The organism is Streptomyces coelicoflavus, assembly GCF_003112555.1.
GTDB lineage: Bacteria > Actinomycetota > Actinomycetes > Streptomycetales > Streptomycetaceae > Streptomyces > Streptomyces coelicoflavus.
Genome location: NZ_BEWB01000013.1, coordinates 215,620 through 240,983, shown reverse-complemented (window position 1 = coordinate 240,983; position 25,364 = coordinate 215,620). Strand labels below are relative to the sequence as shown.

Annotated in this window: 25 protein-coding genes; 13 read left to right on the top strand and 12 right to left on the bottom strand. The window is 72.3% G+C overall.

The window, feature by feature from the left end; translation table 11 throughout:
- Positions 1 to 24 precede the first annotated feature (24 nt).
- The 3 genes from Sco07f_RS30245 to Sco07f_RS30235 form a co-directional block, all read right to left on the bottom strand.
- Positions 25 to 1,002, bottom strand: coding sequence for an SCO1860 family LAETG-anchored protein (locus Sco07f_RS30245; protein ID WP_167468270.1), 978 nt, complete (start codon positions 1,000 to 1,002; stop codon positions 25 to 27).
- A 197-nt stretch (positions 1,003 to 1,199) separates the two neighbouring features.
- Positions 1,200 to 2,291, bottom strand: a complete 1,092-nt coding sequence (locus Sco07f_RS30240) for an amidohydrolase family protein (protein ID WP_108989691.1) — start codon at positions 2,289 to 2,291, stop codon at positions 1,200 to 1,202.
- A gap of 10 nt (positions 2,292 to 2,301) precedes the next feature.
- On the bottom strand, positions 2,302 to 2,838 hold the full coding sequence (locus tag Sco07f_RS30235) for a hypothetical protein (protein WP_108989690.1): 537 nt from the start codon (positions 2,836 to 2,838) through the stop codon (positions 2,302 to 2,304).
- Positions 2,839 to 3,078: 240 nt separating this feature from the next.
- Between Sco07f_RS30235 and Sco07f_RS30230 the strand changes: the two genes are divergently transcribed.
- The 5 genes from Sco07f_RS30230 (at position 3,079) to thpD (ending at position 7,849) form a co-directional block, all read left to right on the top strand.
- On the top strand, positions 3,079 to 4,206 hold the full coding sequence (locus Sco07f_RS30230; RefSeq protein ID WP_108989689.1) for a pyridoxal-phosphate-dependent aminotransferase family protein: 1,128 nt from the start codon (positions 3,079 to 3,081) through the stop codon (positions 4,204 to 4,206).
- A gap of 329 nt (positions 4,207 to 4,535) precedes the next feature.
- The gene (gene ectA, locus Sco07f_RS30225) at positions 4,536 to 5,048 is read left to right on the top strand and encodes a diaminobutyrate acetyltransferase (protein WP_007448158.1); all 513 of its coding nucleotides are present in this window, start codon (positions 4,536 to 4,538) and stop codon (positions 5,046 to 5,048) included.
- Between the two features lie 129 nt (positions 5,049 to 5,177).
- Complete coding sequence (ectB, locus tag Sco07f_RS30220; protein WP_007448159.1) at positions 5,178 to 6,449, top strand: diaminobutyrate--2-oxoglutarate transaminase; 1,272 nt, start codon at positions 5,178 to 5,180, stop codon at positions 6,447 to 6,449.
- Positions 6,450 to 6,547: 98 nt separating this feature from the next.
- Complete coding sequence (locus Sco07f_RS30215; protein WP_003976954.1) at positions 6,548 to 6,946, top strand: ectoine synthase; 399 nt, start codon at positions 6,548 to 6,550, stop codon at positions 6,944 to 6,946.
- 6 nt (positions 6,947 to 6,952) lie between these two features.
- Positions 6,953 to 7,849: an ectoine hydroxylase gene (gene thpD, locus Sco07f_RS30210; protein WP_007448161.1), complete on the top strand. Its 897-nt coding sequence runs from the start codon at positions 6,953 to 6,955 to the stop codon at positions 7,847 to 7,849.
- Positions 7,850 to 7,929: 80 nt separating this feature from the next.
- Here thpD and Sco07f_RS30205 read toward each other — a convergent pair whose 3' ends face one another.
- The 4 genes from Sco07f_RS30205 to Sco07f_RS30190 all read right to left on the bottom strand — a co-directional run bounded on the left by Sco07f_RS30205 (position 7,930) and on the right by Sco07f_RS30190 (position 12,182).
- Complete coding sequence (locus tag Sco07f_RS30205) at positions 7,930 to 9,024, bottom strand: aminotransferase class V-fold PLP-dependent enzyme (protein WP_108989688.1); 1,095 nt, start codon at positions 9,022 to 9,024, stop codon at positions 7,930 to 7,932.
- A 71-nt stretch (positions 9,025 to 9,095) separates the two neighbouring features.
- Complete coding sequence (locus tag Sco07f_RS30200; protein WP_054101591.1) at positions 9,096 to 9,809, bottom strand: DsbA family oxidoreductase; 714 nt, start codon at positions 9,807 to 9,809, stop codon at positions 9,096 to 9,098.
- Positions 9,810 to 9,900: 91 nt separating this feature from the next.
- Positions 9,901 to 10,509, bottom strand: a complete 609-nt coding sequence (locus tag Sco07f_RS30195; protein WP_087791606.1) for a DUF1349 domain-containing protein — start codon at positions 10,507 to 10,509, stop codon at positions 9,901 to 9,903.
- A gap of 143 nt (positions 10,510 to 10,652) precedes the next feature.
- Positions 10,653 to 12,182 (bottom strand): aldehyde dehydrogenase (NADP(+)), encoded by a 1,530-nt coding sequence (locus Sco07f_RS30190; protein ID WP_087791604.1) that lies wholly within the window; start codon positions 12,180 to 12,182, stop codon positions 10,653 to 10,655.
- Positions 12,183 to 12,304: 122 nt separating this feature from the next.
- Here Sco07f_RS30190 and Sco07f_RS30185 point away from each other — a divergent pair, with 122 nt between their 5' ends.
- The 8 genes from Sco07f_RS30185 to Sco07f_RS30150 all read left to right on the top strand — a co-directional run bounded on the left by Sco07f_RS30185 (position 12,305) and on the right by Sco07f_RS30150 (position 19,479).
- Complete coding sequence (locus Sco07f_RS30185; protein WP_007448162.1) at positions 12,305 to 13,078, top strand: IclR family transcriptional regulator; 774 nt, start codon at positions 12,305 to 12,307, stop codon at positions 13,076 to 13,078.
- A gap of 3 nt (positions 13,079 to 13,081) precedes the next feature.
- Entirely contained in the window at positions 13,082 to 13,552 is a 471-nt protein-coding gene (locus tag Sco07f_RS30180) for a GNAT family N-acetyltransferase (RefSeq protein ID WP_007448163.1), read from the top strand.
- 90 nt (positions 13,553 to 13,642) lie between these two features.
- Entirely contained in the window at positions 13,643 to 14,677 is a 1,035-nt protein-coding gene (locus Sco07f_RS30175; RefSeq protein WP_174855435.1) for a hypothetical protein, read from the top strand.
- Positions 14,674 to 15,948 (top strand): sensor histidine kinase, encoded by a 1,275-nt coding sequence (locus Sco07f_RS30170; RefSeq protein WP_108989687.1) that lies wholly within the window; start codon positions 14,674 to 14,676, stop codon positions 15,946 to 15,948. The genes Sco07f_RS30175 and Sco07f_RS30170 overlap by 4 nt, the downstream gene beginning before the upstream one ends.
- Positions 15,945 to 16,604 carry a response regulator transcription factor gene (locus Sco07f_RS30165; protein ID WP_108989686.1) on the top strand — a complete coding sequence of 220 codons (660 nt, stop codon included), beginning with the start codon at positions 15,945 to 15,947 and terminating at the stop codon, positions 16,602 to 16,604. Before Sco07f_RS30170 ends, Sco07f_RS30165 begins: the two co-directional genes overlap by 4 nt.
- Before the next feature lie 82 nt (positions 16,605 to 16,686).
- Positions 16,687 to 18,141, top strand: coding sequence for a peptidoglycan D,D-transpeptidase FtsI family protein (locus Sco07f_RS30160; protein WP_087791600.1), 1,455 nt, complete (start codon positions 16,687 to 16,689; stop codon positions 18,139 to 18,141).
- A 76-nt stretch (positions 18,142 to 18,217) separates the two neighbouring features.
- Positions 18,218 to 18,793 (top strand): SigE family RNA polymerase sigma factor, encoded by a 576-nt coding sequence (locus Sco07f_RS30155; protein ID WP_007443393.1) that lies wholly within the window; start codon positions 18,218 to 18,220, stop codon positions 18,791 to 18,793.
- Positions 18,790 to 19,479: a hypothetical protein gene (locus tag Sco07f_RS30150; RefSeq protein WP_108989685.1), complete on the top strand. Its 690-nt coding sequence runs from the start codon at positions 18,790 to 18,792 to the stop codon at positions 19,477 to 19,479. The genes Sco07f_RS30155 and Sco07f_RS30150 overlap by 4 nt, the downstream gene beginning before the upstream one ends.
- Before the next feature lie 12 nt (positions 19,480 to 19,491).
- Here Sco07f_RS30150 and Sco07f_RS30145 read toward each other — a convergent pair whose 3' ends face one another.
- From Sco07f_RS30145 to Sco07f_RS30125, 5 genes are all read right to left on the bottom strand, one after another.
- Positions 19,492 to 20,289 carry an HAD family acid phosphatase gene (locus Sco07f_RS30145; protein WP_087791599.1) on the bottom strand — a complete coding sequence of 266 codons (798 nt, stop codon included), beginning with the start codon at positions 20,287 to 20,289 and terminating at the stop codon, positions 19,492 to 19,494.
- 126 nt (positions 20,290 to 20,415) lie between these two features.
- Positions 20,416 to 21,576 carry a pectinesterase family protein gene (locus tag Sco07f_RS30140; protein ID WP_108989684.1) on the bottom strand — a complete coding sequence of 387 codons (1,161 nt, stop codon included), beginning with the start codon at positions 21,574 to 21,576 and terminating at the stop codon, positions 20,416 to 20,418.
- A gap of 76 nt (positions 21,577 to 21,652) precedes the next feature.
- Complete coding sequence (locus tag Sco07f_RS30135) at positions 21,653 to 22,984, bottom strand: pectate lyase family protein (protein WP_108989683.1); 1,332 nt, start codon at positions 22,982 to 22,984, stop codon at positions 21,653 to 21,655.
- Between the two features lie 39 nt (positions 22,985 to 23,023).
- Positions 23,024 to 23,827, bottom strand: a complete 804-nt coding sequence (locus Sco07f_RS30130) for a rhamnogalacturonan acetylesterase (protein WP_108989682.1) — start codon at positions 23,825 to 23,827, stop codon at positions 23,024 to 23,026.
- Between the two features lie 134 nt (positions 23,828 to 23,961).
- Positions 23,962 to 25,332, bottom strand: a complete 1,371-nt coding sequence (locus Sco07f_RS30125; RefSeq protein ID WP_174855434.1) for an ABC transporter substrate-binding protein — start codon at positions 25,330 to 25,332, stop codon at positions 23,962 to 23,964.
- Positions 25,333 to 25,364: the final 32 nt, after the last annotated feature.

Below are 25,364 nucleotides of genomic sequence, written 5' to 3'. Positions count from 1 at the left end.
GCCGGTCCCGCGTGCTCGGCCCGGTCAGCCGCGCCTGCGCCGGGCCAGGACCAGTGCTCCGCCGCCCGCCAGGACCAGGGCCGCGGCGCCGGCCGCGACGTACGGCGTCGACGAGCTGCCGCCCGTCTCGGCCAGGTCGGCCTCGGTGCGGGCGCCCTGGGCCCGCACATCGCCCGCGGGCTCGGCGGCGGGATCGGCGGGGTCGGCCTTCTGGCCCGCGTCCTGGCCGGCGGGGGGCTCGTCGGCCTTCGCCGGGGGCTGCCCGGCCTCGTCCGCCGGGGCGGCCGGGGACTCGCAGGTCGCCTCGGCCAGGGTGACGGTGCCGTCGACCTCGGCGACGTTCAGGTGGAGCGGGTTGACGTGGACCTTGAGTTCCAGCGCGGTCGCGGCGGCCGTGCGGGAGGTGGTCTCCTCCTTCGAGAGGTCGAGCCGCACCTCGCCGACGCCGGGCACCTTCACGTCGGTCGTGCCGCCGGTGGTGAGCGTGACCTTCTTGCCGAGGACGGTCACCGGGCCCAGCAGGTCGGCGTCGGCGACCGGCTTCTTCCCGGCCTCGCAGGTCGCCGTGGAGGTGACCTCCTGGACCTCGATCACCGACAGCAGCGGCAGGCCGGGGACGTGCAGCCGGGCGCGGGCCAGCGTCGTGGTGCCCTCGCTCCCGTCTGCGGTGGCCGTCGCCTTCGCCTCGGCGACGTCGGCGCGCAGGACGCTGAAGGGCTTTCCGCCGTCCACGCCGTCCAGCCGGGCGGTGAGCGCCGTCTTCTCGGCGCTCTCGGGTGCCTGCACCTCGTTGAGGGTGACCGCGAGCGGGACGTTCACGGTCTTGTTGAGCAGGGAGACGTCGAGCCCGGCGCGCAGCACGGTGGCGCTCGCGCGGCCGTGGTCGCCGGTCGCGTGGGCCGATGCCGCGCCGGCCAGGGTCGCGGGACCCGCGGCCAGGGCCGTGGCCGCCGCGACGACGGCGAGACGGCGTGCGGGCATGCGGAAGGTGTTGCCGTTCAAGGTGGTGGGACCCCCAGTGAGACATGCGTGCGGGGCACGCATGAGCGACGTGCTTGGGACCCGGACAGAATGTCCCCGCCTCCGCCGAACCGTCAGCGAACCGGGGGCACTTCACCCCTTCGTGGGGTTTTGGCGAACCTGTTCGAACCTGCTTCGCATCGTTCGGCACGGGTGTTCGCCGGCGTCACTCCCCTTGGTCAACCGACGACCCGCCCGTTGAGCACCACCCGGCGCGGAGTGGTGAGCACGCGCACGTCCGCGCGCGGGTCCTGTTCGTACACCACCAGGTCCGCCGGTGCGCCCTCGTCCAGTCCCGGACGGCCGAGCCAGCGCCGGGCGGCCCAGGTCGTCGCGGAGAGGGCCTCGAGGGGCGGGATGCCCGCGGTGACCAGTTCCGCGACCTCGGCCCCGGCCAGTCCGTGGGCGAGGGCACCGCCGGCGTCGGTGCCGACGAAGACCGGGACGCCGGCGTCGTAGGCGTTGCGCACGGTGTCGTAGCGGCGTTCGTGGAGCCGGCGCATGTGGGCCGACCAGCGCGGGAAGCGGGACTCTCCGCCGTCGGCCAGCGCGGGGAAGGTGGCGATGTTGACCAGGGTGGGCACGATGGCGACCCCGCGCTCGGCGAAGAGGGGGATCGTGTCGTCGGTCAGTCCCGTGGCGTGCTCGACGCAGTCGATCCCGGCCTCCACCAGGTCGCGCAGGGAGTCCTCGGCGAAGCAGTGCGCGGTGACGCGGGCGCCCAGGCGGTGGGCCTCGGCGATGGCCGCCTCGACGGCGCCGCGCGGCCAGCAGGCCGACAGGTCGCCGAGGTCGCGGTCGATCCAGTCGCCGACCAGCTTCACCCAGCCGTCGCCGCGCCGCGCCTCCTGGGCGACGTACGCGACGAGGTCGTCGGGCTCGACCTCCCAGGCGTAGTTGCGGATGTAGCGGCGGGTGCGGGCGATGTGGCGGCCGGCCCGGATGATCTTCGGGAGGTCCTCGCGGTCGTCGATCCAGCGGGTGTCGGAGGGCGAGCCCGCGTCGCGGATGAGCAGGGTGCCCGCCTCGCGGTCGGCCAGCGCCTGCTTCTCGGCGACGTCGGCGGGGACGGCGCCGTGCTGGTCGAGGCCGACGTGGCAGTGCGCGTCGACCAGGCCGGGCAGCGCCCACCCCTCGACCGTGCGGACGTCGGCGGCGCCCGAGGGGCGGTCGTAGGAGATCCGGCCGTCGATCACCCACACCTCGTCCCGGACCTCCTCCGGTCCGACGAGCACCCGACCCTTCACGTGCAGCACCGCGCGATCGCTCATGCCCCGCACCCTAAAGGCTGCCCGTACGGCGGTTCGAGGCCGGTGCCCGGCCGTCGCTCCGCGCCGCCGCGCGGGCGCGCCGCTCGGTCGCGTACCCGGCCGCCACGGCGCTCCCGACGGCGGTGAGCGCCAGGACGGCGACGCCGGGGTTGAGGTGGCCGGGGACGTCGGCGGAGTCGTAGCCGTCGCCGTCGACGGTCTCGCAGCGGAAGCCGAGGGGCAGGTAGGAGACGGAGTAGTCGACGACCTGCCCGGACCGCTCCGGCGGCACCCCGTCCCGGCACGGCCGCAGCGGCACCGAGTCCGTGCCGCCGTCCTCCGCCTCCAGGACCGCACCCCCGACGCACAGCAGGCCCCAGAGGTACAGCAGGGCGGCGGCGCCGCCCGCGACCCCGGCGGCGACCCGGAAGGGCGCGCTCGGCCCGCGCGGCACGCGAGCCGCGGCCACCGCTGCCGCGGCGGGGTGGCGGGGGTAGGTGCCGGCGCCCCGGCGGAGGACGGCGGCCGTCGCCGCCGCGACGAGGACCAGCAGTACAAGAGCGACCACGGGGCCCATTCCACCAGCCGAACGATCACCCGGCTGTGACGGAAGCCATGATTCCGGGCGTGGGGGTGTCGCAACGGAAGCCCTCCGGCGGGAGTGCCGGCGGGCGCCATGGTTACTCTCGATTCCGTACGCGACGTACCCGCGTCCGTACGGGACGTGTGCGCGTGCGTACGAACGTGCGCGCGTCCGTACGCGACGCACCCGCGTCGTACACCTGCCGTTACTGAAGAGAGCACCGCCGTGACCCATCCCTTCCTGGATCTCGCCCCGCTGAGCGCCGGCCGTTTCGCCGCGATCGAGGACCGGGTCGCGCGCCTGCTCGGCACCGGGCAGGACGTGGTGGTCATGCAGGGCGAGGCGCTGCTGCCGCTGGAGGGCGCGATCCGCGCCGCCGCGGGTCCGGGCACCGTCGCGCTGAACGTCGTCACGGGCCCGTACGGGCAGACCTTCGGGAACTGGCTGCGGGACTGCGGCGCGACCGTGCACGACCTCGCCGTGCCGTTCCACACGGCCGTCTCCGCCGAGCAGGTCGGCCGGGCCCTCGCCGAGCACCCGGAGATCGACTTCGTGTCGCTGGTGCACGCCGAGGCGGCGACCGGCAACACCAACCCGGTCGCGGAGATCGGCGAGGTGGTGCGGGCGCACGGCGCGCTCTTCTACCTGGACGCGGTGGCCTCGGTGGGCGCCGAGCCGGTGCTGCCGGACGCGTGGGGCGTGGACCTGTGCGTGATCGGCGCCCAGAAGGCGATGGGCGGCCCGGCCGGGGTGTCGGCGGTGTCGGTGAGCGAGCGGGCCTGGGCGCGGATGGCGGCGAACCCGAACGCGCCGCGGAGGTCCTACCTGTCCCTCCTGGACTGGAAGGAGCGCTGGATCGACGGCGGGCGCCGGGCGCTGCTGCACGCGCCGGCGCAGTTGGAGATGCTCGCGCTGGAGGCGTGCGTGGAGCGCATCGAGGCGGAGGGCGCCGGCACGGTGATGGCGCGGCACGCCTCCGCCGCGGCGGCCACCCGGGCCGGGGCGCTCGCGCTGGGCGGTCTGGAGCCGTACGTGTACGAGGCGAAGGACGCGGCGCCGGTCGCGACGACGCTGCGCACGCCGTCGGACGTCGACGCGTCCGCGCTGGTGGCGCGCGCCCTGGAGGCCGACCCCGCGCTGCCGCTGGCGGCGGGCGGGGGCGCGCTGGCGGGCGAGATGATCCGGGTCAACCACTACGGTCCGGACGCGACGCGCGAAGCCGTGCGGGGATGCCTGGCGGCACTGGGTGCCGCGCTGGCCGAGCGGGGTCGGAAGGCCGATCCGGAGGCGGCCCTGCGGGCCGTCGAGGAGGCGTGGGAGCGGCCGGCCGGAACCGGCCCTTCGGAAGGATGAATTCGAGGGAATTCCCGATGCTCACACAAGCAGAATTAAGGAATTCCACTCAGCGCAGCTTCCCGTATTCTTCTGCCCGCTTTCCCCGGACCTAAACACAACAATTTCACGAGCGCCGATCTTCACATTTCGGACACGTCTCGCGCGGGTTACGCGATTGTGACCCGATCCACATGCTGCCCGTTTTGCGGCTTGCATCCCCCACAAATCGCCCCATAACGCCGTCGCCTCGCGCGGCGGCACGCGCCCGCGTGATAACACATGAGGCGCCCATTCGTAACCCCATCCGGCGATGCAATTTCGAATTTCCCTGGGTAAATTCAATTTGCATGACTGCCGCGCAAGCAGACCTGCAAATCGACCGTCCGAGAGTGGCCGACGGAGCCGCGCTGTGGCGCATAGCGAGGGATTCCGAGGTCCTCGACCTGAACTCCTCGTACAGCTACCTGCTCTGGTGCCGGGACTTCGCCGCCACCTCGGCCGTCGTCCGCGACGGGCACGGCGTGCCGGTCGGCTTCATCACCGGCTACGTACGGCCGGACAGCCCCGACACCCTGCTCGTGTGGCAGGTGGCGGTGGACGGGACGTACCGTGGTCGTGGGCTCGCGGCCACGCTGGTCGACGGACTGGCGGAGCGGGTGGCCCGCGAACGCGGGATCACCATCCTGGAGACAACGATCTCTCCCGACAACACGGCGTCCCAACGACTGTTCACCTCGTTCGCCGAGCGCCGCGGCGCCCGGCTTGAGCGCGAAGTCCTGTTCGACACGGCGGTGTTCCCCGACGGGCCGCACGAGCCCGAGGTCCTGTACCGCATCGGCCCACTGTCCGCCGGCGGCTGATCCCCCGCCGAGCCGCCGGGGCACCCCTGGCCGGCCGGCCCCCAGACTTCCCGGCCGGGACCGCGACCGGTCCCACCGGACCCGTACGACCTTCCTCTCCCACCCTCACCCCACGAGGAGCGATTCGTCGTGACCATCACCCAGCCCGACCTCAGCGTCTTCGAGACCGTCGAGTCCGAGGTGCGCAGCTACTGCCGCGGCTGGCCCACCGTCTTCGACCGTGCGGTCGGCAGCCGCATGTACGACGAGGACGGCCACGAGTACCTCGACTTCTTCGCCGGAGCGGGCTCGCTCAACTACGGGCACAACAACGCCGTGCTGAAACGCGCGCTGATCGACTACCTGGAGCGGGACGGCGTCACGCACGGGCTCGACATGTCGACCACCGCCAAGCGCCGCTTCCTGGAGACGTTCCAGAACACCATCCTGCGCAAGCGCGACCTGCCGTACAAGGTCATGTTCCCGGGCCCGACGGGCACCAACGCCGTCGAGGCCGCGCTGAAGCTGGCGCGCAAGGTCAAGGGACGCGAGTCGATCGTGTCCTTCACCAACGCCTTCCACGGCATGTCGCTGGGCTCGCTCGCCGTGACCGGCAACGCGTTCAAGCGGGCCGGCGCCGGCATCCCGCTGGTGCACGGCACGCCCATGCCGTTCGACAACTACTTCGACGGCACCGTCGAGGACTTCATCTGGTTCGAGCGGCTGCTCGAGGACCAGGGCTCCGGCCTGAACAAGCCGGCCGCCGTGATCGTCGAGACCGTGCAGGGCGAGGGCGGCATCAACGTCGCCCGGGCCGAGTGGCTGCGCGCCCTGGCCGCCCTGTGCGAGCGCCAGGACATGCTGCTCATCGTCGACGACATCCAGATGGGCTGCGGCCGTACCGGCGCCTTCTTCTCCTTCGAGGAGGCGGGCATCACGCCGGACATCGTCACCGTCTCCAAGTCGATCAGCGGCTACGGCATGCCGATGGCGCTGACCCTGTTCAAGCCGGAGCTGGACGTCTGGGAGCCGGGCGAGCACAACGGCACCTTCCGCGGCAACAACCCGGCCTTCGTCACGGCGACCGCCACGCTGGAGGCCTACTGGGCCGACGGGTCGGCGATGGAGAAGCAGACCCGCAAGCGCGGTGAGCAGGTCGAGCAGCACATGATCGCCATCACCGAGGAGAACCTCGCCGACGTCAAGGAGTACCGCGGCCGCGGCCTGGTCTGGGGCCTGGAGTTCCACGACAAGGACCGCGCGGGACGCGTCGCCAAGCGCGCCTTCGAGCTGGGGCTGCTCATCGAGACGTCCGGGCCCGAGAGCGAGGTCGTCAAGCTGCTGCCGGCGCTCACCATCACGCCCGACGAGCTGGACGAGGGCATGAAGACCCTGGCCCGGGCCGTGCGCGAGACGGCCTGACCCGCCCGGCACCACCCGTACTTCCGGCGCCTTCGGCCCGCGCGGCCGAAGGCGCCGGGGACCATTGCACACCCTCACCTAGGAGGCATCGCAACACCGTGATCGTCCGTTCGTTCAAGGAGTTCGAAGGCACCGACCGGCACGTGAAGAGCGCGTCCGGCACCTGGGAAAGCACCCGGATCGTCCTCGCCAAGGAGAAGGTCGGCTTCTCCGTGCACGAGACGATCCTGTACGCGGGTACGGAAACGTCGATGTGGTACGCGAACCACATCGAGGCCGTCGTCTGCACCAAGGGCGACGCCGAGTTGACCGACCGCGAGACGGGGAAGACGTACCACATCACGCCGGGCACGATGTATCTCCTCGACGGCCACGAGCGGCACACGCTCAAGGTCAAGGAGGACTTCCACTGCATCTGTGTCTTCAACCCGCCCGTCACCGGACGGGAGGATCACGACGAGAACGGCGTCTACCCGCTGCTCACCGAGGAGGTGTGAGTCACCGTGACCACGACCACGCACGTCACTGATCTCTATCCCACCCGCGGCGCCACCGAGGTGGCAACCCCCCGGCAGGACCCGGTGGTCTGGGGCTCCCCGGACACGCCCGGTCCCGTCTCGGCGGGTGACCTCCAGTCCCTGGACCGCGACGGCTTCCTCGCCATCGACCAGCTCATCGGTCCCGACGAGGTCGCCGAGTACCAGCGCGAGCTGGAGCGCCTCACCACCGACCCGGCCATCCGCGCGGACGAGCGCTCCATCGTGGAGCCGCAGTCCAAGGAGATCCGGTCGGTCTTCGAGGTGCACAAGATCAGCGAGGTCTTCGCGAAGCTGGTGCGCGACGAGCGCGTGGTCGGTCGGGCCCGGCAGATCCTCGGCTCGGACGTCTACGTCCACCAGTCGCGGATCAACGTCAAGCCGGGCTTCGGGGCCAGCGGCTTCTACTGGCACTCGGACTTCGAGACCTGGCACGCCGAGGACGGCCTGCCGAACATGCGCACGATCTCGGTCTCGATCGCGCTCACGGAGAACTACGACACCAACGGCGGTCTGATGATCATGCCGGGGTCGCACAAGACGTTCCTCGGGTGCGCGGGGGCCACGCCGAAGGACAACTACAAGAAGTCCCTTCAGATGCAGGACGCGGGGACGCCGTCCGACGAGGGCCTGACCAAGATGGCCTCGGAGTACGGCATCAAGCTGTTCACCGGCAAGGCCGGCTCGGCGACCTGGTTCGACTGCAACTGCATGCACGGGTCGGGCGACAACATCACGCCGTTCCCGCGCAGCAACGTGTTCATCGTGTTCAACAGCGTGGAGAACACGGCCGTGGAGCCCTTCGCGGCACCGATCCGACGGCCGGACTTCATCGGCGCGCGGGACTTCACTCCGGTGAAGTGAACCGCGTCTGAATCTCGGGCAGGGGCCTTTTCGTGTGGGACGGGAGGCCCCTGCCCGATGCCGTTCCAGGGCCCCTCCGCTCAGCCCGCCAGCACGTCGAGCAGCCGGTCCACGTCGGCCGCGGTGTTGTACACGTGGAAGGCGGCCCGCAGATTGCCGGCCCGGTCGGACACCTGGACGCCGGCCTCGCCCAGTTCCGCCTGCCGACGGCCGAGCCCCGGCACGGACACGATCGCCGAACCCGGCGCGTCCACCGGCGCGTGCCCCAGCGAGCGCGCCCCCGCGCGGAACCGGTCGGCGAGCGCGGTGTCGTGGGCGTGCACGGCGTCGACGCCCAGCTCCTCGATCAGGGCCAGGGAGTGCCGTGCGCCGGTGTACGAGAACACGGCGGGGGACTCGTCGAACCGCCGGGCGGAGTGCGCGTATTCCTCGACCGGCCCGTAGCAGCTTTCCCAGGGTCGCTCACCGGTCGCCCATCCGGCGAACAGCGGCGTCAGCCCGGCCGCGGCGCCCAGGTCCTCCGGTACGACGAGGAAGGCGACGCCGCGCGGGCAGAGCACCCACTTGTAGCCGACGGCGGTTACGAAGTCGAAGTCGTCCGCGGCCGTCGGCAGCCAGCCGCCTGCCTGGGAGGCGTCGATCAGCGTCCGCGCCCCGTGCGCCCGGGCGGCGTCCCGCAGCCCGGCGAGGTCGGCGATCCGTCCGTCGGCGGACTGCACGGAACTGACCGCGACGAGCGCGGTGTCCGGCCCCACGGACTCGGCGATCCGTTCCAGCGGCACACTGCGCACCTTGAGGTCGCCGCGCGCGTACAGCGGGTTCACCAGGGAGCTGAAGTCGGCCTCCGCGGTGAGCACTTCGGCGCCCGTCGGCAGCGACGCGGCGACGAGCCCGCTGAACGTGGCCACGGACGCGCCGGTAGCGACCCGCGTCGCGGGCACCCCCACGAGGCGGGCGTAGGCGGCGCGGGCCGCCTCGACGTCGGCGAACATGTCGAGCGGCCGCCCGTCCGCCGCCGAGGCCGCCGCGTCCCGCATCGCGACGAGGGTCCGGGCGGGAAGCAGGCCGGTACTGGCGGTGTTCAGGTACGTGGTCTTCGGGGCGAACTCGGTGCGGACGAGATTCTCGAAGCTCTCCATGGCACCACTGTGGGGCCCCGTGACCTCCCCGTCCATCGCGTATTTCTACGCGGTTCCTCCAAGCAACGCTTATGAACGGCCTCTCACCTGGGCCTTCGCCCCGCCCTTCACTCCTGGGGCACGGCGCACCCGTCCGGACCGCACGCCTCTGCTCCCCCGTCGTCGATCAGCTTCAGCGGCGTGCGCTCGCCCCACGCCTGGGTCAGCGCCTGGCTGAAGACCTCGGCGGGCTGGGCTCCCGAGACGCCGTAGGCACGGTCGAGGACGAAGAACGGCACCCCGGTGGCCCCGAGCTGGGCGGCCTCGCGCTCGTCGGCGCGCACCTCGTCGGCGTAGGCGGCGGGGTCGGCGAGGACCGCGCGGACCTCCTCGGCGTCGAGCCCGGCGCCGACGGCCAGCTCCACGAGCCGCTCGTCGTCGTTGAACACGGAGCGCTCGTCGGCGAAGTTGCCCCGGTAGAAGGCGTCGAGCAGTGCCTCGTGCCGGCCCCGCTCCTTGGCGAGGTGCAGCAGGCGGTGCAGGTCGAAGGTGCTGCCGTGGTCGCGGTCCCGGGTGCGGTAGTCCAGGCCCTCGGCGGCGGCCTGCGCGCCGAGGTTGTCCTCACCGGCCTGCGCCTGCGCCTCGCTCATGCCGTACTTGGCGGTGAGCATCGTCAGCACCGGCTGCACGTCGTCCTTGGCCCGTCCGGGGTCCAGCTCGAACGAACGGTGGACCACCTCGACGCCGTCCCGGTGCGGGAAGGCCGCGAGCGCCTTCTCGAAGCGGGCCTTGCCCACGTAGCACCAGGGGCAGGCGATGTCGCTCCAGATCTCGACGCGCATGTCTCGGCTCTTCTCCGGCTCGTATGCGGCGGAGGCCCTCTCCGCCGCATACGTGAACCTTCAACCAGCCCCGCTCATTCCCGCCCCGCGCTCAGCTGCCGTCCCGCAGGTCCGCGGGCCAGCCCGGCCGGAACTCCAGGTGGTCGAACGTCACCGTGCAGCCCTCCCCCGTCGGCGCCTGGGCCAGGAAGCCGACCAGGGCGGCGCCGGTCTCCTCCTCGTCGCCCAGGGTGAAGAGCCGGACGAAGGTCCAGCGCTCACCGTCGAGGGAGGCGTGGAAGGCGAAGGCCCGTCCGCTCCGGCTGACCCGGAACCAGACGGAGTCCCCGTCGACGGTGAAGGAGTTGCAGTCGTCGGAGTGCCCCCGGGTGACCACCGTGCAGACGGTGGCCACGTCCGGGGAGTACTCCAGACACAACTTGGCCCAGGCCCGCTCTCCCACGTGCACGTAGAGCACCCCGGCGTCGAAGGCACCCCGGAATTCGGCGGAGACCCGCGCGATCAGCTGGAAGTCCCCGTCGGGCGCCCCCAGCAACCGCGGCGCGTCGGACACGGACGCCAGCGCTTCCCCGGTCGGCGGCACGAACCGGTCCTGCCGCGCCCCGGCGACCCCGGTGAGCACACCGTCGGCGTAGGTCCAACGGCCGTCGGGCCCGTAGGGACGGAGGGGGAACGGCAGTTCGGGAAGTTCAGGAGTCATGATCTGATCATCGCAGGCTGAGTGAACGCTTCTAAGGGGCGCGGGGCTGTGTCATTCTGCGGCTCCGCCGCGGGGGCGCGACCAGCCACGACGGCGCCGCGCCCACAGAACGACCCGCACCCCTGCGGCGCGCCCGCGGAGCGCTACCGCTCGAGCACCCCGTTGAACCGCCGCGGCAGCCCCAGCGGATTGTCGTCCCGAAGCTCCACCGGAAGCAGCGCCTCGGGCGTCCCCTGATAGGCCACCGGCCGCAACCACCGCTCGATGGCCGTGCCCCCCACCGACGTGGACGTCGACGTGGTCGCCGGGTAGGGCCCCCCATGCTGCTGAGCCGCCGCCACGGCAACCCCCGTGGGCCAGCCGTTGACCAGCACCCGCCCCGCCAGCGGCGTCACCTCCGCGAGGAGAGCCGCCCCGGCACCCTCTCCCGCCACTTCCCCGGCGGAGAGCTGCACCGTCGCCGTGAGGTTCCCCGGCAGCCGCGACAGCACTCCCCGCACCTCCCCCTCGTCCTGATAGCGGGCCACCACGGTGACCGGCCCGAAGCACTCCTCCAGGAGCAGGTCGTGCGCGCCCTCCGCCGCCAGCCGCGCCGCCGGCACCGTGAGGAACCCGGCGCTGACGGTGTGCTCGCCGCCCGCGCCCGGCGTCACCGGCGAGTCCACGTCGGGCAGCGCGGCGCGCTCGGCGACGCCCGCGACGAAGTTGTCCCGCATGCGGTGGTCGAGCAGCACACCGGCGTCGGTGGCGCTGACCGCGTCGGTGAGGGACTTGACCAGGCCGTCACCGGCGTCACCGGCCGGCACGAGCACCAGGCCGGGCTTCACGCAGAACTGCCCGACGCCCAGCGTCATGGAACCGGCCAGCCCCGCGCCGATCGCCTCCGCCCGCTCCACGGCCGCCGCCTCCGTGACGACGACCGGGTTCAGCGAGCCCAGCTCGCCGTGGAAGGGGATCGGCACCGGACGCGCCGCCGCCGCGTCGAACAGCGCGCGGCCACCGCGCACCGACCCCGTGAACCCCGCCGCGGCGACCAGCGGGTGCTTGATCAGCTCGACGCCGGCGTCGAAGCCGTGCACCAGACCGAGGACACCGTCCGGGATGCCGTGGCGGGCCGCGGCCCGGCGCAGCACCTTGGCGACCAGCTCGGACAGGGCCGGGTGGTCGGGGTGCGCCTTGACGACGACCGGGCAGCCGGCCGCCAGCGCGCTCGCGGTGTCGCCGCCGGGGACGGAGAAGGCGAAGGGGAAGTTGGAGGCCGAGTAGACGGCGACGACGCCGAGCGGCACCTTGTAGCGGCGCAGGTCGGGGATGGGCGGGGTGGCGGTGTCGTCGGGGTGGTTGACGACCACGCCGAGGAACTCGCCCTCGTCGACAATGTCGGCGAAGGCCCGCAGCTGGTAGCAGGTGCGGGCGAGTTCGCCGGTGAGCCGGACCGGGCCGAGCGCGGTCTCCGCGTCGGCGACCTCCACGAGGGTGCTCTCGGCCGCCTTCAGCTCGTCGGCGGCGCTCCGCAGGAAGGCCGCGCGGACGGTGCGGTCGGCGAGGGCCTGACGGGCGGCGTGCGCGGCGCGGACGGCGGCGTCCACCTCCTGCGCCGTGGCCTCCACGGCGACCTGTTCACGCTGCTTCCCGGTACGGGGGTCGACACTCCAGACTGGTGCTGCTGCCACCGCGGGTCCCTCCACGTGCTCTGCACAGAAGTTGTTCGATATACTGAACGCTGTCTCTACTGATGAATATGCTGTTCGAGACTATATCTTCAGCTTCTCGTCGAACGAAGGGGTCAGGAGCGATGTCGGCTGTCGAGACGGGGGGCGGAGCGCAGGTCAAGTCCGCGGTGCGGACGGTTGAGCTGCTGGAGTACTTCGCCGGACGCCCAGGTATGCACTCGCTCGCGTCGGTCCAGGAGGCCGTCGGCTATCCCAAGTCCAGCCTGTACATGCTGCTGCGCACGCTGGTGGAGCTGGGCTGGGTGGAGACGGACGCCACGGGCACGCGGTACGGCATCGGCGTACGGGCGTTGCTGGTCGGCACCTCGTACATCGACGGCGACGAGGTGGTGGCGGCGGCCCGGCCGACGCTGGACCGGCTCTCGGACGACACGACGGAGACCATCCACCTGGCCCGTCTGGACGGCACGAACGTCGTCTACCTGGCCACCCGCCAGTCGCAGCACTACCTGCGGCCGTTCACCCGGGTCGGCCGCCGGCTGCCCGCGCACTCGACCTCGCTGGGCAAGGCGCTGCTGAGCACGTACAGCGACGAGCAGGTCCGCAAGATGCTCCCCGAGACGCTGCCCGCGCTGACCGAACACACCATCACCGACCGGGAGAAGCTCATCGAGGAGCTGCGCCAGGTGCGGGAGCAGGGCTTCGCCGTGGACCGCGAGGAGAACACGCTGGGGCTGCGCTGCTTCGGCGTGGCGGTCCCCTACCGCACCCCCGCGCGGGACGCGATCAGCTGCTCGGTGCCGGTGGCGCGGCTGACGCCCGCGCACGAACAGATGGTGAAGGACGCGCTGTTCGACGCGCGGGACCGGCTGACACTGGCCACGCGTAGGCTCTGACCCATGCACATCGCACTGCGCGAGGTTCACGACAGCGATCTGCCCGTCTTCTTCCGGCAGATGAACGATCCGGAGGCCTTGCGCATGGCGGCCTTCACCCCGAGGGATCCCGCCGACTGGGAGGCGTTCGCGACGCACTGGAGCAGGATCCGGGCCTCCCGGGACGTCGTGCGCACCATCCTCGGCGACGGTGACGTCATCGGCAGCACGGCGGTGTACGGGGATCCGGGCGAGCGCGAGGTGACGTACTGGGTGGACCGGGCCTACTGGGGACGGGGCGTGGCCACGGCCGCGCTGCGGGCCCTGCTCACCGAGGTGCCGGACCGCCCGCTGTACGCGCGTGCGGCGGCCGACAACGCGGGGTCGCGGCGCGTGCTGGAGAAGTGCGGCTTCGTGACCAGCGCGCGGGCCCGCGGGTTCGCGCCGGCCCGGGGCGAGGAGATCGACGAGGTCGTCCTGCACCTCGCGGAATGAGCCACCGGGGGCGCCGTCTCCGCCGCGCGGCGGAGGCGGATCGTCGCGGCGCAGGACGTGCCGGGGGCGTGCGCGCGGGAGCGTGGGCGCATGACGCCGACACCCGCCACCGCCACCACCCGGCCGGCCCCGCTCTCCCCGGCTCCGCCCACGGACCCGGGGCCCGCCCGGGGCCGGAGGCTGCTGCGGGCGGTCGCCGTCGTGGCCTGCCTCCCGTACCTCGTGCTCAAGGCCGCCTGGATCGGCGGGAGTCACATCGGCATCCCGGAGGGCAGCACGCTGCTCGACCACCGGGTGGCGATGATCGTCGCCAACGGGGTCTCGGTCCTGCTGGACAGCTGCGTGATCGTGCTGGCGCTGGTGCTGACCCGGCCCTGGGGGCGCCGGGTGCCCGCGTGGTCGCTGGCGTTCCCGGTGTGGGTCGCCACCGGGCTGCTCGCGCCGATCATGGCCGGGTTCCCGCTGCAACTCCTCGCACGGGCGTTCACCGGCGGGATCGCCACGGCCTCCGACCCCCGGCGGGACCCGTTCCTGCACGAGTGGGTGTTCGGGGTCGTGTACGGCGGGTTCATCGTGCAGGGTCTCGCCCTGGGAGCGCTGTTCGTGCTGTACGCCCGGGACCGCTGGGGGCACCTGTGGCGCGGGCGGACGGGGGACCTGCCGTCCGCCGTCACCGGGAGGCACCCGAAGGCAGCCGTCGCCGTCGCCGCCGTGCTCGCGCTGTTTCCGTTCGCCGTCCGGCTGCTGTGGGCCTGCGGCTTCGCCGCCGGGCTCGGCGCCGACCGGGCGGCCGACCGCACCAGCGACTTCTACGTGCTCGAGGGACTGTACGTCGTCTTCCTCGTCCTGGCCGTGGCCGCCGGGGTGGCGCTCGCGTTCCGCCGCGCGCGCGTCCTGCCGGTCGCCGTGCCGCTCGCCACGGCCTGGGTGTGCTCCGGTGCCGTGGCCTGCTGGGGCGGCTGGATGCTCCTCGCCTCACTGCTCGGGCCGGGCGAACCCGCCGACCGTCCGACACTGCTGACGGTCCTCACCTACGCTGCCCAGATGACCGTCGGCCTGCTCCTCGCCTCAGCCTGCGCCCACTTCCTCGTCCGGCGGTCGGCCACCACCGGTACCCGGCCGTGACCGCGCTCGCCCGGTTGCTGTGCGGCCGTCGGGCCCGCCTCAGATGGATCCACCTGATCCTCGGCGGCGCGCTCGCCATGCCGTACGTCCTCGTCGGCTCCGTCGTCGTCGGTCCGATCGCCGGGGACGCGAACGTCTTCGGCTCGCTCCGCCTCCAACTGGCCTCCTTCGCGATCGGGTTGCCGCTCGCGGCCGTGACCTCGCTGTTCCCGCTGACCCGCCCGCTGGAGTCCTGGGTGGTGCGGTCGCTGTGCGGGGTCGAGGCGGAGCGGCTCGCGTACGGGCCGGCCCGGACGAAGGGCGAGAAGGGGCGCACGGCGGCCTGGTTCACCCTGCACCTGGGGGCCGGCGGGATCGTGGCGGGGATGTCGCTGGCGGTGCCGCCGTTCGCGGGCACGCTGATCGTCCTGCCCTTCGTGCCGGCGCTGCGCGAGGGATGGCCGGTGCTGCCCGGCGTCCTGCACCACACGTGGGCGCTCGCGCTGTCGCCGCTCGCGGGCGCCGCCATGCTGGTCGCCCTCGCCGGGTGCGCCGCCGCCGTGGGCACGCTGCTGGCCCGCTGGGCGCCGGCCCTGCTCGGCCCGTCCGCCGAGGACCGGGTCGCGGCGGCCGAGGCGCGCGCCGCCGACCTCGCCGTGCGCAACCGGCTCGCGCGGGAACTGCACGACTCCGTCGGCCACGCCCTGAGCGCGGTCACCCTCCAGGCGAGCGCCGCCCGCCGGGTGCTGGACACCGACCCGGAGTTCGCCCGCGAGGCGCTCGCCGCGATCGAGGACACCACACGTCGTACGGTCGGTGAACTGGACGCCGTGCTGGGCGTGCTGCGCGACGGCGACGCGACCGGTGACGCCTGGGGCGCCGCGCCCGCGCCCACCCTCGCCGCCGACCTGGACGACCTGCTGCGCCGCACCCGCGCGGGCGGACTGCGCGTGGACGCCACCGTCGCCGCGCTCGCCGCCGACCCGCGGGCGCTGCCGGCGCCGGTCTCCCGCGAGGCGTACCGGATCGTGCAGGAGGGGCTGAGCAACGCGCTCAGACACGCGGGTGAGAAGGTCACCGTGGCGCTGCGCGTCGAGGTGCTGGACGGTCACCTGCGGATCACCGTCGAGAACCCGTTCGGCACGCCGGTCTCCGCACCCCGTCCCGGCGGCGGCCACGGCCTGCGCGGTGTCGCCGACCGGGCCCGGCTGCTGGGCGGCGCGGCCGAGGCGGGCCCCGAGGGACCGGTGTGGCGCCTGAGCGTCCGACTGCCGCTGAAGGGAACCGCGTGACCCACCCGCCCGTCCGTGTCGTCGTCGCCGACGACGAACGCATGGTCCGTACCGCCCTGCGCGCCATCCTCTCCGCCGAACCGGACCTGGAGGTCGCCGGTGAGGCCGCCACCGGCGCCGAGGCCGTCTCCGTCGTGCGCGAGGTGCGGCCGGACGTGGTGCTGATGGACGTCCGCATGCCCGAGGTCGACGGCATCCGCGCCACCGAGCAGATCCTGGCCACGCTCGACGCGCCGCCCCGCGTCGTCGTCGTGACCACCTTCGAGAACGACTCGTACGTCTACGACGCGCTGCGCGCCGGCGCCGCGGGTTTCCTGCTCAAGCGGGCCGACGCCGACACCCTGGTCCGGGCCGTGCGGCTGGTGGCGCACAGCGACACGCTGCTGTTCCCGTCGGCGGTGCGGACGCTGGCCGCCGAGCACGCGCGCGCGAACCCCGCGCCGCCGGCCTGGGTGGCGCGGCTCACCGAGCGCGAGGGCGAGGTGCTGCGTCTGATGGCGACCGGGCTGACCAACGCGGAGATCGCCGGGCGGCTGGGGGTGGGCCCGGCCACGGCGAAGACCCACGTGGCGGCGGTGCTGGCGAAGACCGGCGCCCGGGACCGCACCCAGGCGGTGATCCGGGCCTACGAGGCGGGCTTCATGAACGGGCGATGAGACCGGATGAGAAAGATGAGAAAACGGGGCAGACGGGAACGATCAGCTCCGGCCCGTTCGTCCTGTCAGCGGGATGAACGGGATGAACAAGACGATCAGGCGCGCCTCCGTCTTCACGCTGCTCCTGGTGTTCGCTCTGCTGATCAGGGCGACCTGGGTGCAGTTCTACGAGGGTCAGGCGCTCGCGGACAGCAAGGACAACCGGCGCAACGCGATCGAGACGTACGCGGAGCCGCTCGGGAACATCATCGTGGCCGGCCGGTCGGTCACCGGTTCGGCGCCGACGGAGGACGGCGACCTCGCCTACAAACGCACGTACGAGAACGGCAAGCTGTACGCGGCGGTGACGGGCTACGCCTCGCAGGCGTACGCGCCGACCCAGCTGGAGGGCATCTACCAGGACGTGCTGAACGGCACCGATCCCCGGCTGAAGACCGTGATGGACACCGTCACCGGCACCCGGGCGGAGCCGGGCAACGTGGTGACGACGATCGACCCGGACGTGCAGAAGGCCGGGCTCGAGGCGCTGGGCGACAAGAAGGGCGCCGCCGTGGCGATCGACCCGAAGACGGGCAGGATCCTGTCGGTCGTGTCGACTCCGTCCTACGACCCGGCGTCGCTGACCGACGCCAACACCGCCGGTGCGGCCTGGGAGAGGCTGACCAGTGACCCCGACAAGCCGCTGACCAACCGCGCGCTGCGCCAGCCGCTGCCGCCGGGCTCGACGTTCAAGCTGGTCGTGGCGGCCGCCGCGCTGGAGAACGGGCTGTACGACTCGGTGGACGTGAAGACCGACAGCCCCGACCCGTACACGCTCCCGGACACCACGACGGACCTCACCAACGAGAACCCGAACGCCCCCTGCGAGAACGCCACCATCCGCACCGCGCTCCAGTACTCGTGCAACAACGTGTTCGCGAAGATGGCCGTCGACCTCGGCCAGGACGACCTGCGCGCCATGGCGGAGAAGTTCGGCTTCAACGACGAGACGCAGGACGTGCCGGTACGGGCCTACACCAGCGTCTACCCGAAGGACATGAACCGGCCGTCGACGGCCCTGACGGGCATCGGCCAGTTCGACGTGACGGCGACCCCGCTTCAGATGGCGATGGTCTCGGCGGCCCTGGCCAACGGCGGCGAGCTGGTCTCCCCGCACATGGTGTCGCAGATCACCGACAGCGGCGGCGACGTCCTGGAGGACCACACCGACCCGGACTCGAAGCGCATCGTCAGCTCCTCCACCGCCGATCAGCTGCAATCGGCCATGGAGACGGTCGTCGAGGACGGCACGGGGTCCAACGCGCAGATCGCCGGAGCGACGGTGGGCGGCAAGACGGGCACGGCCCAGCACGGCGAGAACAACAGCAAGACGCCGTACGCCTGGTTCACGTCGTACGCCAAGTCCGACACCTCGGACAAGGAGGTCGCGGTGGCGGTCATCGTCGAGCAGTCCGACGCGGCCCGCAGCGAGGTCAGCGGCAACGGCCTGGCGGCCCCGGTGGCCAAGGCGATGATGGAGGCGGCGCTCAAGGGCTGACTTTCCCCGGGCCGTGCGGGTTCGGTCTGCCGTACGGTGTTCGGCATCCGGGAAGCCGCTGCGAGGAGAGTCCGCCGTGAGGACAGTCGTCGACGACGCCGCCTCCGCGGAGTTCCACGCCTTCTTCGAGCGCCACTACGCCGAACTGGCCCGGCTCGCCCATCTGCTGACCGGCGAGCCGGACGCCGCCGACGACCTCGCTGCGGACGCCCTGCTGGCGCTGTGGCACCGCTGGGACCGGGTCCGCGCGGCCGACCACCCGGTGGCGTACGCGCGGGGGGTCGTCGCCAACCTCGCCCGCACCCGCGTCCGGAGCGCCGTGCGCGAGCGCAGGCGCGTCGCCCTGTTCTGGTCGCAGCGCGAGGAGCGGACGGAGAACCCGGACGTCGCGGGCGTGGTGGACGTCCAGGAGGCGCTGCGCAGGCTGCCGTTCCGCAAGCGGGCGTGCGTGGTGCTGCGGCACGCGTTCGACCTCTCGGAGAAGGAGACGGCGCTCGCCCTGGGCGTCTCGGTGGGCACGGTCAAGAGCCAGACGTCGAAGGCGGTGGCCGAACTCCAGCGGCTGCTCGGCACCCGGGCCGCCCCCCGCGCTCCCCAGCAGGTGCGCGCGGCGATCGCGCACAGCGGTGAGGCCGCGGGAGGGACCCGATGACCGGATCGCGGCGGGACGGGGACGTGGACGTGGACGACGGGCTGCGCTCCCGGCTGCACGAGGCGGCCGGGGCGCACCGGCCGGACCGCGCCCGGATGCTGGCCCGGGTCGAACGCGGCATGACGGCCGGGGACCGGGGGCCGGCCCGCCCGGCGCCGGCGGGCTGGGTACGGGTGGCCGGTGCGACGGCGGCCGTGGCGGCCGTCCTGGTGGCCGGCGGCTACACCGTCGCCTCGGCGGTGCGGGACGACGCTCCCGCGCAGCGCTCCGTCGCCGGCTCACCGGCTTCGCGCGAACCCGGCCCGCTGTGGTCGAGCGGCGCGGTGGACCCTCACAGCAACGAGTTCTGGGCACAGAGCAACATCACCCTGAGAACGGGTGCTCCCCTGGCCGCGCTCACCGTCGAACTGCGGGTGGCGCAGACGGGGTCGGTGACCTCCATCGGGGCGTGGCGGTCGCTGCCGGAGGAGGACTTCACGTTCACGGCCGGCGAGCGGGACGGCTTCGTCGTCTACCGGTGGACGCTCAAGGAGGGCCGTACGGTCCCGGCGGGCGAGTGGATCTTCGCCGGGCAGTACAACCACGAACGCGGCGGCCGGGACGCGGGCGGCGACCGCTACACGGCGACGGCCACCACCGCGTCCGGGCGCCTCTCGGCGGAGGGCGGATTCACCACGCGCGGCTGAGCGGAGGACCTGCTACTCGACGAAGTACGTCGGGTTGGGCAGCTTGTAGGTGCGGTCCGCGTAGCCGCCCTGGAGGTCGGAGTACTGGTCGCCGAAGTTGGCGACGATGTCGTACCCGAGGTCCCGTTCGATGTGCCGGCGGGTGCCCGCCTTGTACTCCACCGTGGTGCACTTCCAGGCGCCCGGGGTGGCGCAGTGGGCCAGGTAGGACGGCGGGTTCGCCTTGTCCTTCAGGAAGACGTGGGCGGTGTCGAGGTTGACGTCGGCGCCGACCTTCTTCAGGTTCTCGACGGCGGCGGTGCGCTGCGCCTCGCTCAGCCCCGAGTTGTAGAAGACCTCGACGCCCTTCTTCTCGGCGTACCGGACGAGTTCCGGGCTGCCGGGGACGGCCGGGCGGTCGGCCCGGTCGACGTAGGCGGCCCAGGTGGCGCCGTCGTAGCCGTAGTTGTTCTTCTTCTCGTAGTCGAGGCTGAGCAGCAGCGTGTCGTCGATGTCGAAGACGACCGCGGGCCTGGTGTGCCGGTGGTGCGCCGTGCGGGCCGCCCGGTCGATCTGCTTCTTCGCGGCGGCGTCGACGCGGGCCAGGTCGTCGGCGTACGGGCTGTCCGGGGAGGCCTGGTAGACGCCGTCGTCGTCGAGCGTGGTGCCGTAGTAGGCGTCGATGTCCTTGGCCAGCACCCCGATGTTGTACGGCTCGTGGGTGGAGTTGGCGGTGGACTGGCCGGCGGTGGCGGCGCCCGTGCCGTACAGGACGGCACCGGCGACGGCACAGGCGGCGGTGACGGTCGCGATGCGCAGTGGTTTATGCATGGCACATGTTTCTACGCGCGTCACCCGGGTGAGCGCGAGACCCGTGGCCGGATTCGCGCCCCCGTATCTGGCAAAGATCGCGTCAAGCAGGTCAAGTACCGGCCGCGCGGGCCCGGTCGGACCCGTTCAGTGCCGCCCTCCGCGGTGCGGCTGCCGGTCGTAGGGCCGCCAGTCGCCAAGGTACGCCTCCCGGGTGTGCGCGGCGGCCTCGGCGCGGGTGAGCTGCGGCCGGTTCTCCGGGACGGTGGTCGCGGCGCCGGGCCCGGTGTTGCGGTACTCGCGGAACCGCTGCTCCTGCCAGGGGTACGCGTCCCGCATGTTGGCGTACGGGGCCACCGCGTCGATGCCCGCGCCCAGGTGGGTCTCGCGCACGGTGAGCATCGGGCGGGCGGTGGTGTCGGAGCTGGGCACCCAGGGGCGGGCCAGCTTGTAGTAGCCGTCGGGGGCCTCGCTGCTGACGCGGCCGCGGGCCACCAGGTGGCCGCGCGGGTTGGCGCCCGCCGTGGACGGCGCGAAGACGAAGCCGTACGGGGCCGCGTCGAGGTCGGGGCGGACCAGGGTGCGGAAGTGGCAGTGCTCGTACACCGCGGTCGCCCGGCCGAAGACGAAGTCGACGTCGCCCTCGACGTAGCAGCGCTCGTAGTACTGGCGGGCGAAGAGGGAGAGGTCGCGGGTGTCGGCGTAGAGGGTGTCCTGGTGGCCGAGGAAGCGGCAGTCGTGGAAGGCGGACCGGTCGCCCATGACCTTGATCGCGACGGCCTGGGTTCCGGTCCAGTCGGGCCGGTCGGCGCGCAGCCAGTCGTTGGCGAAGGTGAGGGCGCGGGCGGTGAAGCCGTCGGCGCGCACGGTGGTGGTGGCGGACCCGCTGGTGCCGTGGGTGCCGGAACCGTCCGGCTTGGGGGTGCCGGCGGCGTTGTCGTAGACGATGACGATGTCGCGCGGGTCCCCGGAGGCGCCGATCCAGGTCGCTCCGGTGCGCGAGGCGTCGACGGAGACCGTCTCGCGGTAGGTGCCGGGGGCGAGGACGAGCGTCCAGCCGTCGCCCCGGGCGGCGTCGACGGCGGCCTGGACGGAGGTGAAGTCGCCGCGGCCGTGCGGGTCGACGTACAGGGTCTCGGGAGTGCGGCGGGCGGCCGGTGAGCCGTACCGGCCGAAGGGACGCGGATGCGGGCGGGGACGGGAGCCGGCGACGGCGGAACCGGCTGCCGCGAGGCCGAGGCCGAGGGCGGCGCCCGTGCCGGCGGTCGCCAGGAGGAAGCCCCTGCGGGAGGGGGCGGGTCGGGGCATGCGGGTGCTCCTTCGAAGACGGGCGGGGGTGGGCCGGGGCGGTGCGGGCGCCCCGGCCCGGTTCACGGGGGACGGGTCAGCGCAGGCGGCCGGCGCCCGCGCCGTGGTCGACGACGAAGGGGACCGCCCGGGACGGCAGGACCTTGGTGCGCAGCGTCGGCTTCCAGCCCGCGCCGGAGCGCAGGGCGGCGTCCGGGTTGGCGGCGTTGTGGGCCGCGACGAGGTCGACGGTGCGGCCGTTGACGCGGTTGTGGGCGGCGCTGAGCGGCGAGTCGTTCCAGCGCTTGAGCACCTTCGCGGGGCTGACGCCGGCCGGCAGGGTGAAGGCGTTGTGCTCGGCGACGAGTGCGGACTCCTTGCCGACGCCGAAGCTGTAGGCGTAGTCGTCGGAGGCCACGAAGTGGTTGTTGTAGACGTCGACCTGGCCGAAGCGGACGCGGGGCGCGCGCTCGACGAGGTTCTTGAACAGGTTGTGGTGGAAGGTCGCCTTCAGGTGGCCGCGGTCGACGGCGGCGGTGGACTCGCTGTCGCTGTTGCCGATCAGGATGGTCTTGTCGTGCTCGGTGAAGACGTTCCAGGAGGCGGTGACGTAGTCGGCGCCCTTGACGATGTCCAGCTGGCCGTCGTGCTGCTGGTAGAGCATGCCGAAGTGGGTGGGCGCCGCGCTGTCGGGGTGGTCGCCGTCGGTGAAGGTGTTGTGGTCCAGCCAGACGTGCGTCGACCCGTACACGACGGCGCTGTCGTACTCGGAGTTCCAGTTGCCCCGGTCCCCGTCGGTCGGGTCCCACTGCGGGAAGCAGTCGACGGGGCTCTCGAAGGTCAGGTTGCGGACGATGACGTTGTCGACGCCCTTGATCTGGAGGCTGGCGCCCTTGAGCGCGGCGCCCCGGCCGACGCCGATGATGGTGGTGTTGGAGGGCACGTTCGCCTTGATGGACCGGTCCTGCTGTGCGGCGGAGACACGGCGCAGGCCCTCGGGGCTGTCGTCGGGCTCGGCGCTCAGGTCGGTGTCCATGCCCCAGTTCTCGGGCGCGTACTTCTCCAGGTAGGCGTCGAAGTCGTAACCGGGCGCGGCGAAGGCCTCGCAGCCCTCGGAGACGGCGTCGACGGTGCCCCTGACCTTGATGATCCTGGGCGCGGTGCCGTCGGCGGCGAGGGCGGCCCGGAACTCGGCCCAGGTGGAGACGGTGTACACGTGCTCGGCGTCGGCGGCGGCCCCGCCGGTGGTACCGGCGCCCTGCGAGGCCCAGCCGTCGCCCGCGGGCAGGGTCTGCCGGGCGGTGTCCCGGTGGTGGTGACCGGGGCGGGCCTGTGCCGTGGCAGCGGTCAGGCTCAGCACGAGGGCGGTGCAGCCGACGAGTGCGGCGGTTCTCTTTGTGGCATGCCCATGCCATACATGAGTGCTCATGGTGCGGCTCTCCCTTGTTCTCGGGGTCGGTCGGCGGTGTTACGCGGTGGCCGGTTCCGGCCAGCTGATCCAGGACTCGGGGATCTCCTCGTCCAGCCGGCGCACGTCCCGGTGCGCCAGCACCCGCCCGCGCAGCAGCTCCCGGGCGACGAGCCGGGCGACCGCGATCGCGCCCGGCGGGTTGAAGTGGGTGTTGTCCTGCTCGGTGGCGGTCCAGTTGAAGTACGCCTTGGTCCCCTCGGCACCGAGCCGCTGCCACAGCGCGAGCGACAGCGCCTGTACGTCGAGCAGCGCCACGCCCTCCCGCCGTGCGAGCGCCCGCATCGCCGCCGGGTACTCGCCGTGACTCGGCACGGCGTTCCCCGCCGCGTCGAACCGCCGCCGCTCCACGGGCGTGGCCAGCACCGGCCGCGCCCCACGGGCCCGCGCCCCGTCGACGTACCTCCGCAGGTACTCCTGGTACGTCGTCCAGGGCTCGGTGTAGCGGGCCGGATCCTCGTCCTTCTCGTCGTTGTGCGCGAACTGGATCAGCAGGAAGTCACCGGGCCGGATCGCGCCCAGGACGGCGTCGAGCCGCCCCTCGTCGACGAAGCTCTTGGAACTCCGCCCGTTCACGGCGTGATTGGCGACGCGAAGGCCGTTGCGGAGAAAGAAGGGCAGGGCCATGCCCCACCCGGTCTCGGGCGCGGCGTCGGCGTACTTCTGCGCAGCGGTGGAGTCCCCGGCGATGTAGAGGGTGCGGGGGTGGTGACGTCCGCCGGCCTGGGCGGTTTGAGCGGCGGCGAACGCCAGGGGAATGGAGGAGACGGCAGCTGCAGTGACCTGTCTTCGGCTGAGTGACACGCCGGTCTGCCTTTCAATAGGAGGTGGGGCAGTCCGCCCAGGGGCGCGGGGAACTGCGCGATCAACCACGGACGGCCCGCAGCCCGCGACGAACCACGGACCCCCACGGCGAAACTGAAACCGAAACCGACCGGCTAACCCATCTGCTCGACCCACTCGGCCTGCGCCTCATTCAGCTTCTCGGCCAGCCCGTCCAGAAAGTCCTTGGCGCTCATGTCGCCCAGCAGCACCTTCTGGAACCCCGGCTCACTCTCCGACTTGGACAGCGTGTTCCAGTCCGGCAGGTAGTACGGCAGCTGAACAATGGTCGTGGACCCGTCGTTCAGCGCCTGCGCCGCCAGCTTCGTCGGCTCGGCCTTCTGGATCCACGCGTCGTTCGCGGCCTCGGTGTTGGACGGCACCTGCCCGGCCGACTCGTTGAACTTCGAGTTCTGCTCCTTCGACGTGGCGAACTCGATGAACTTCCAGGCGGCCTCCTTGTTCTTCGAGCTCTTGAAGATGCCGAGCCCGTCGACCGGGTTGGACACCTGGACCCGCTTGCCGGAGGCGCCGACCGGCTGCGGAACGCCGCGGAACTTGTCGACGCCGAGCGCCTTCACGTGGTCCTGGTAGGAACCCAGGTTGTGGTTGAGCATGCCGATGGTGCCGGTGTCCCACTGGGCGACCATCTTGGCGAAGTCGTTGTTGACGTCGGCGGCCGGCGTGACCTTCTTGTAGAGGGCCGCGTACTTCTCCAGCGCCTCGACGTTCTTCGGGTCGTTGACGGTGGTCTTCTTCTTGCCGGCGTCCCAGAACGAGGTGATGCCGGACTGCCCGTACATCGCGTCGAGCGCCTGGGCGATGGAACCGGAGCCGCCGCGGATGGTGTAGCCGAACTCGTTCTTGCCCACGTCGGTCAGCTTCTCGGCCGCGGCGTAGAACTTGTCCCACGTCGTCGGCGCGTCGAGACCGGCCTTCTCGAACAGGTCGGTGCGGTAGTAGAGGACGCCGTTGTTGGCGGAGGTCGGCATCGAGTACAGGGTGCCGTCGCCGCCGCCGGCGGCCTTCAGGGACTCGACCATGTCCTTGTTGAGCTTGGCGCTCAGGGAGGACTTGGCGAGCCGGTCGTCCAGCGGTTCCAGGGCGCCCTGGGCGGAGAACCCCGCGAGCATGGACGCCGTCACACCGCCGACGTCGGGCAGGCCGCCGCCCTGGATGGCGGTGTCGACCTTGGACTGGTACTCGGTGGCGGCGATCCCGACGTACTCCACGTCGATGTCCGGGTTCGCCTTCTCGAAGTCGGCGATGATCGTCTTCCAGACGGCCGTACGGATACCGCCGTTGTTGTCCCAGAAGGTGATCTTCCCCTTGCCGCTGCCCTCGGCGCCCTTGTCGCCGCCCGCCCCGCTGCCGTCGTCACCGCAGGCGGTGGCGGTCAGCGCGAGTACGGCCCCCAGGGCGACGGCGGCGGACGTCCGGCGCCCGACTGTGCCTCGGTCTCTGCTGCTGAGCATGCTGATCCTCATTGGTCGGCTCTCTTCTTCCGGGTCGTCTGGAT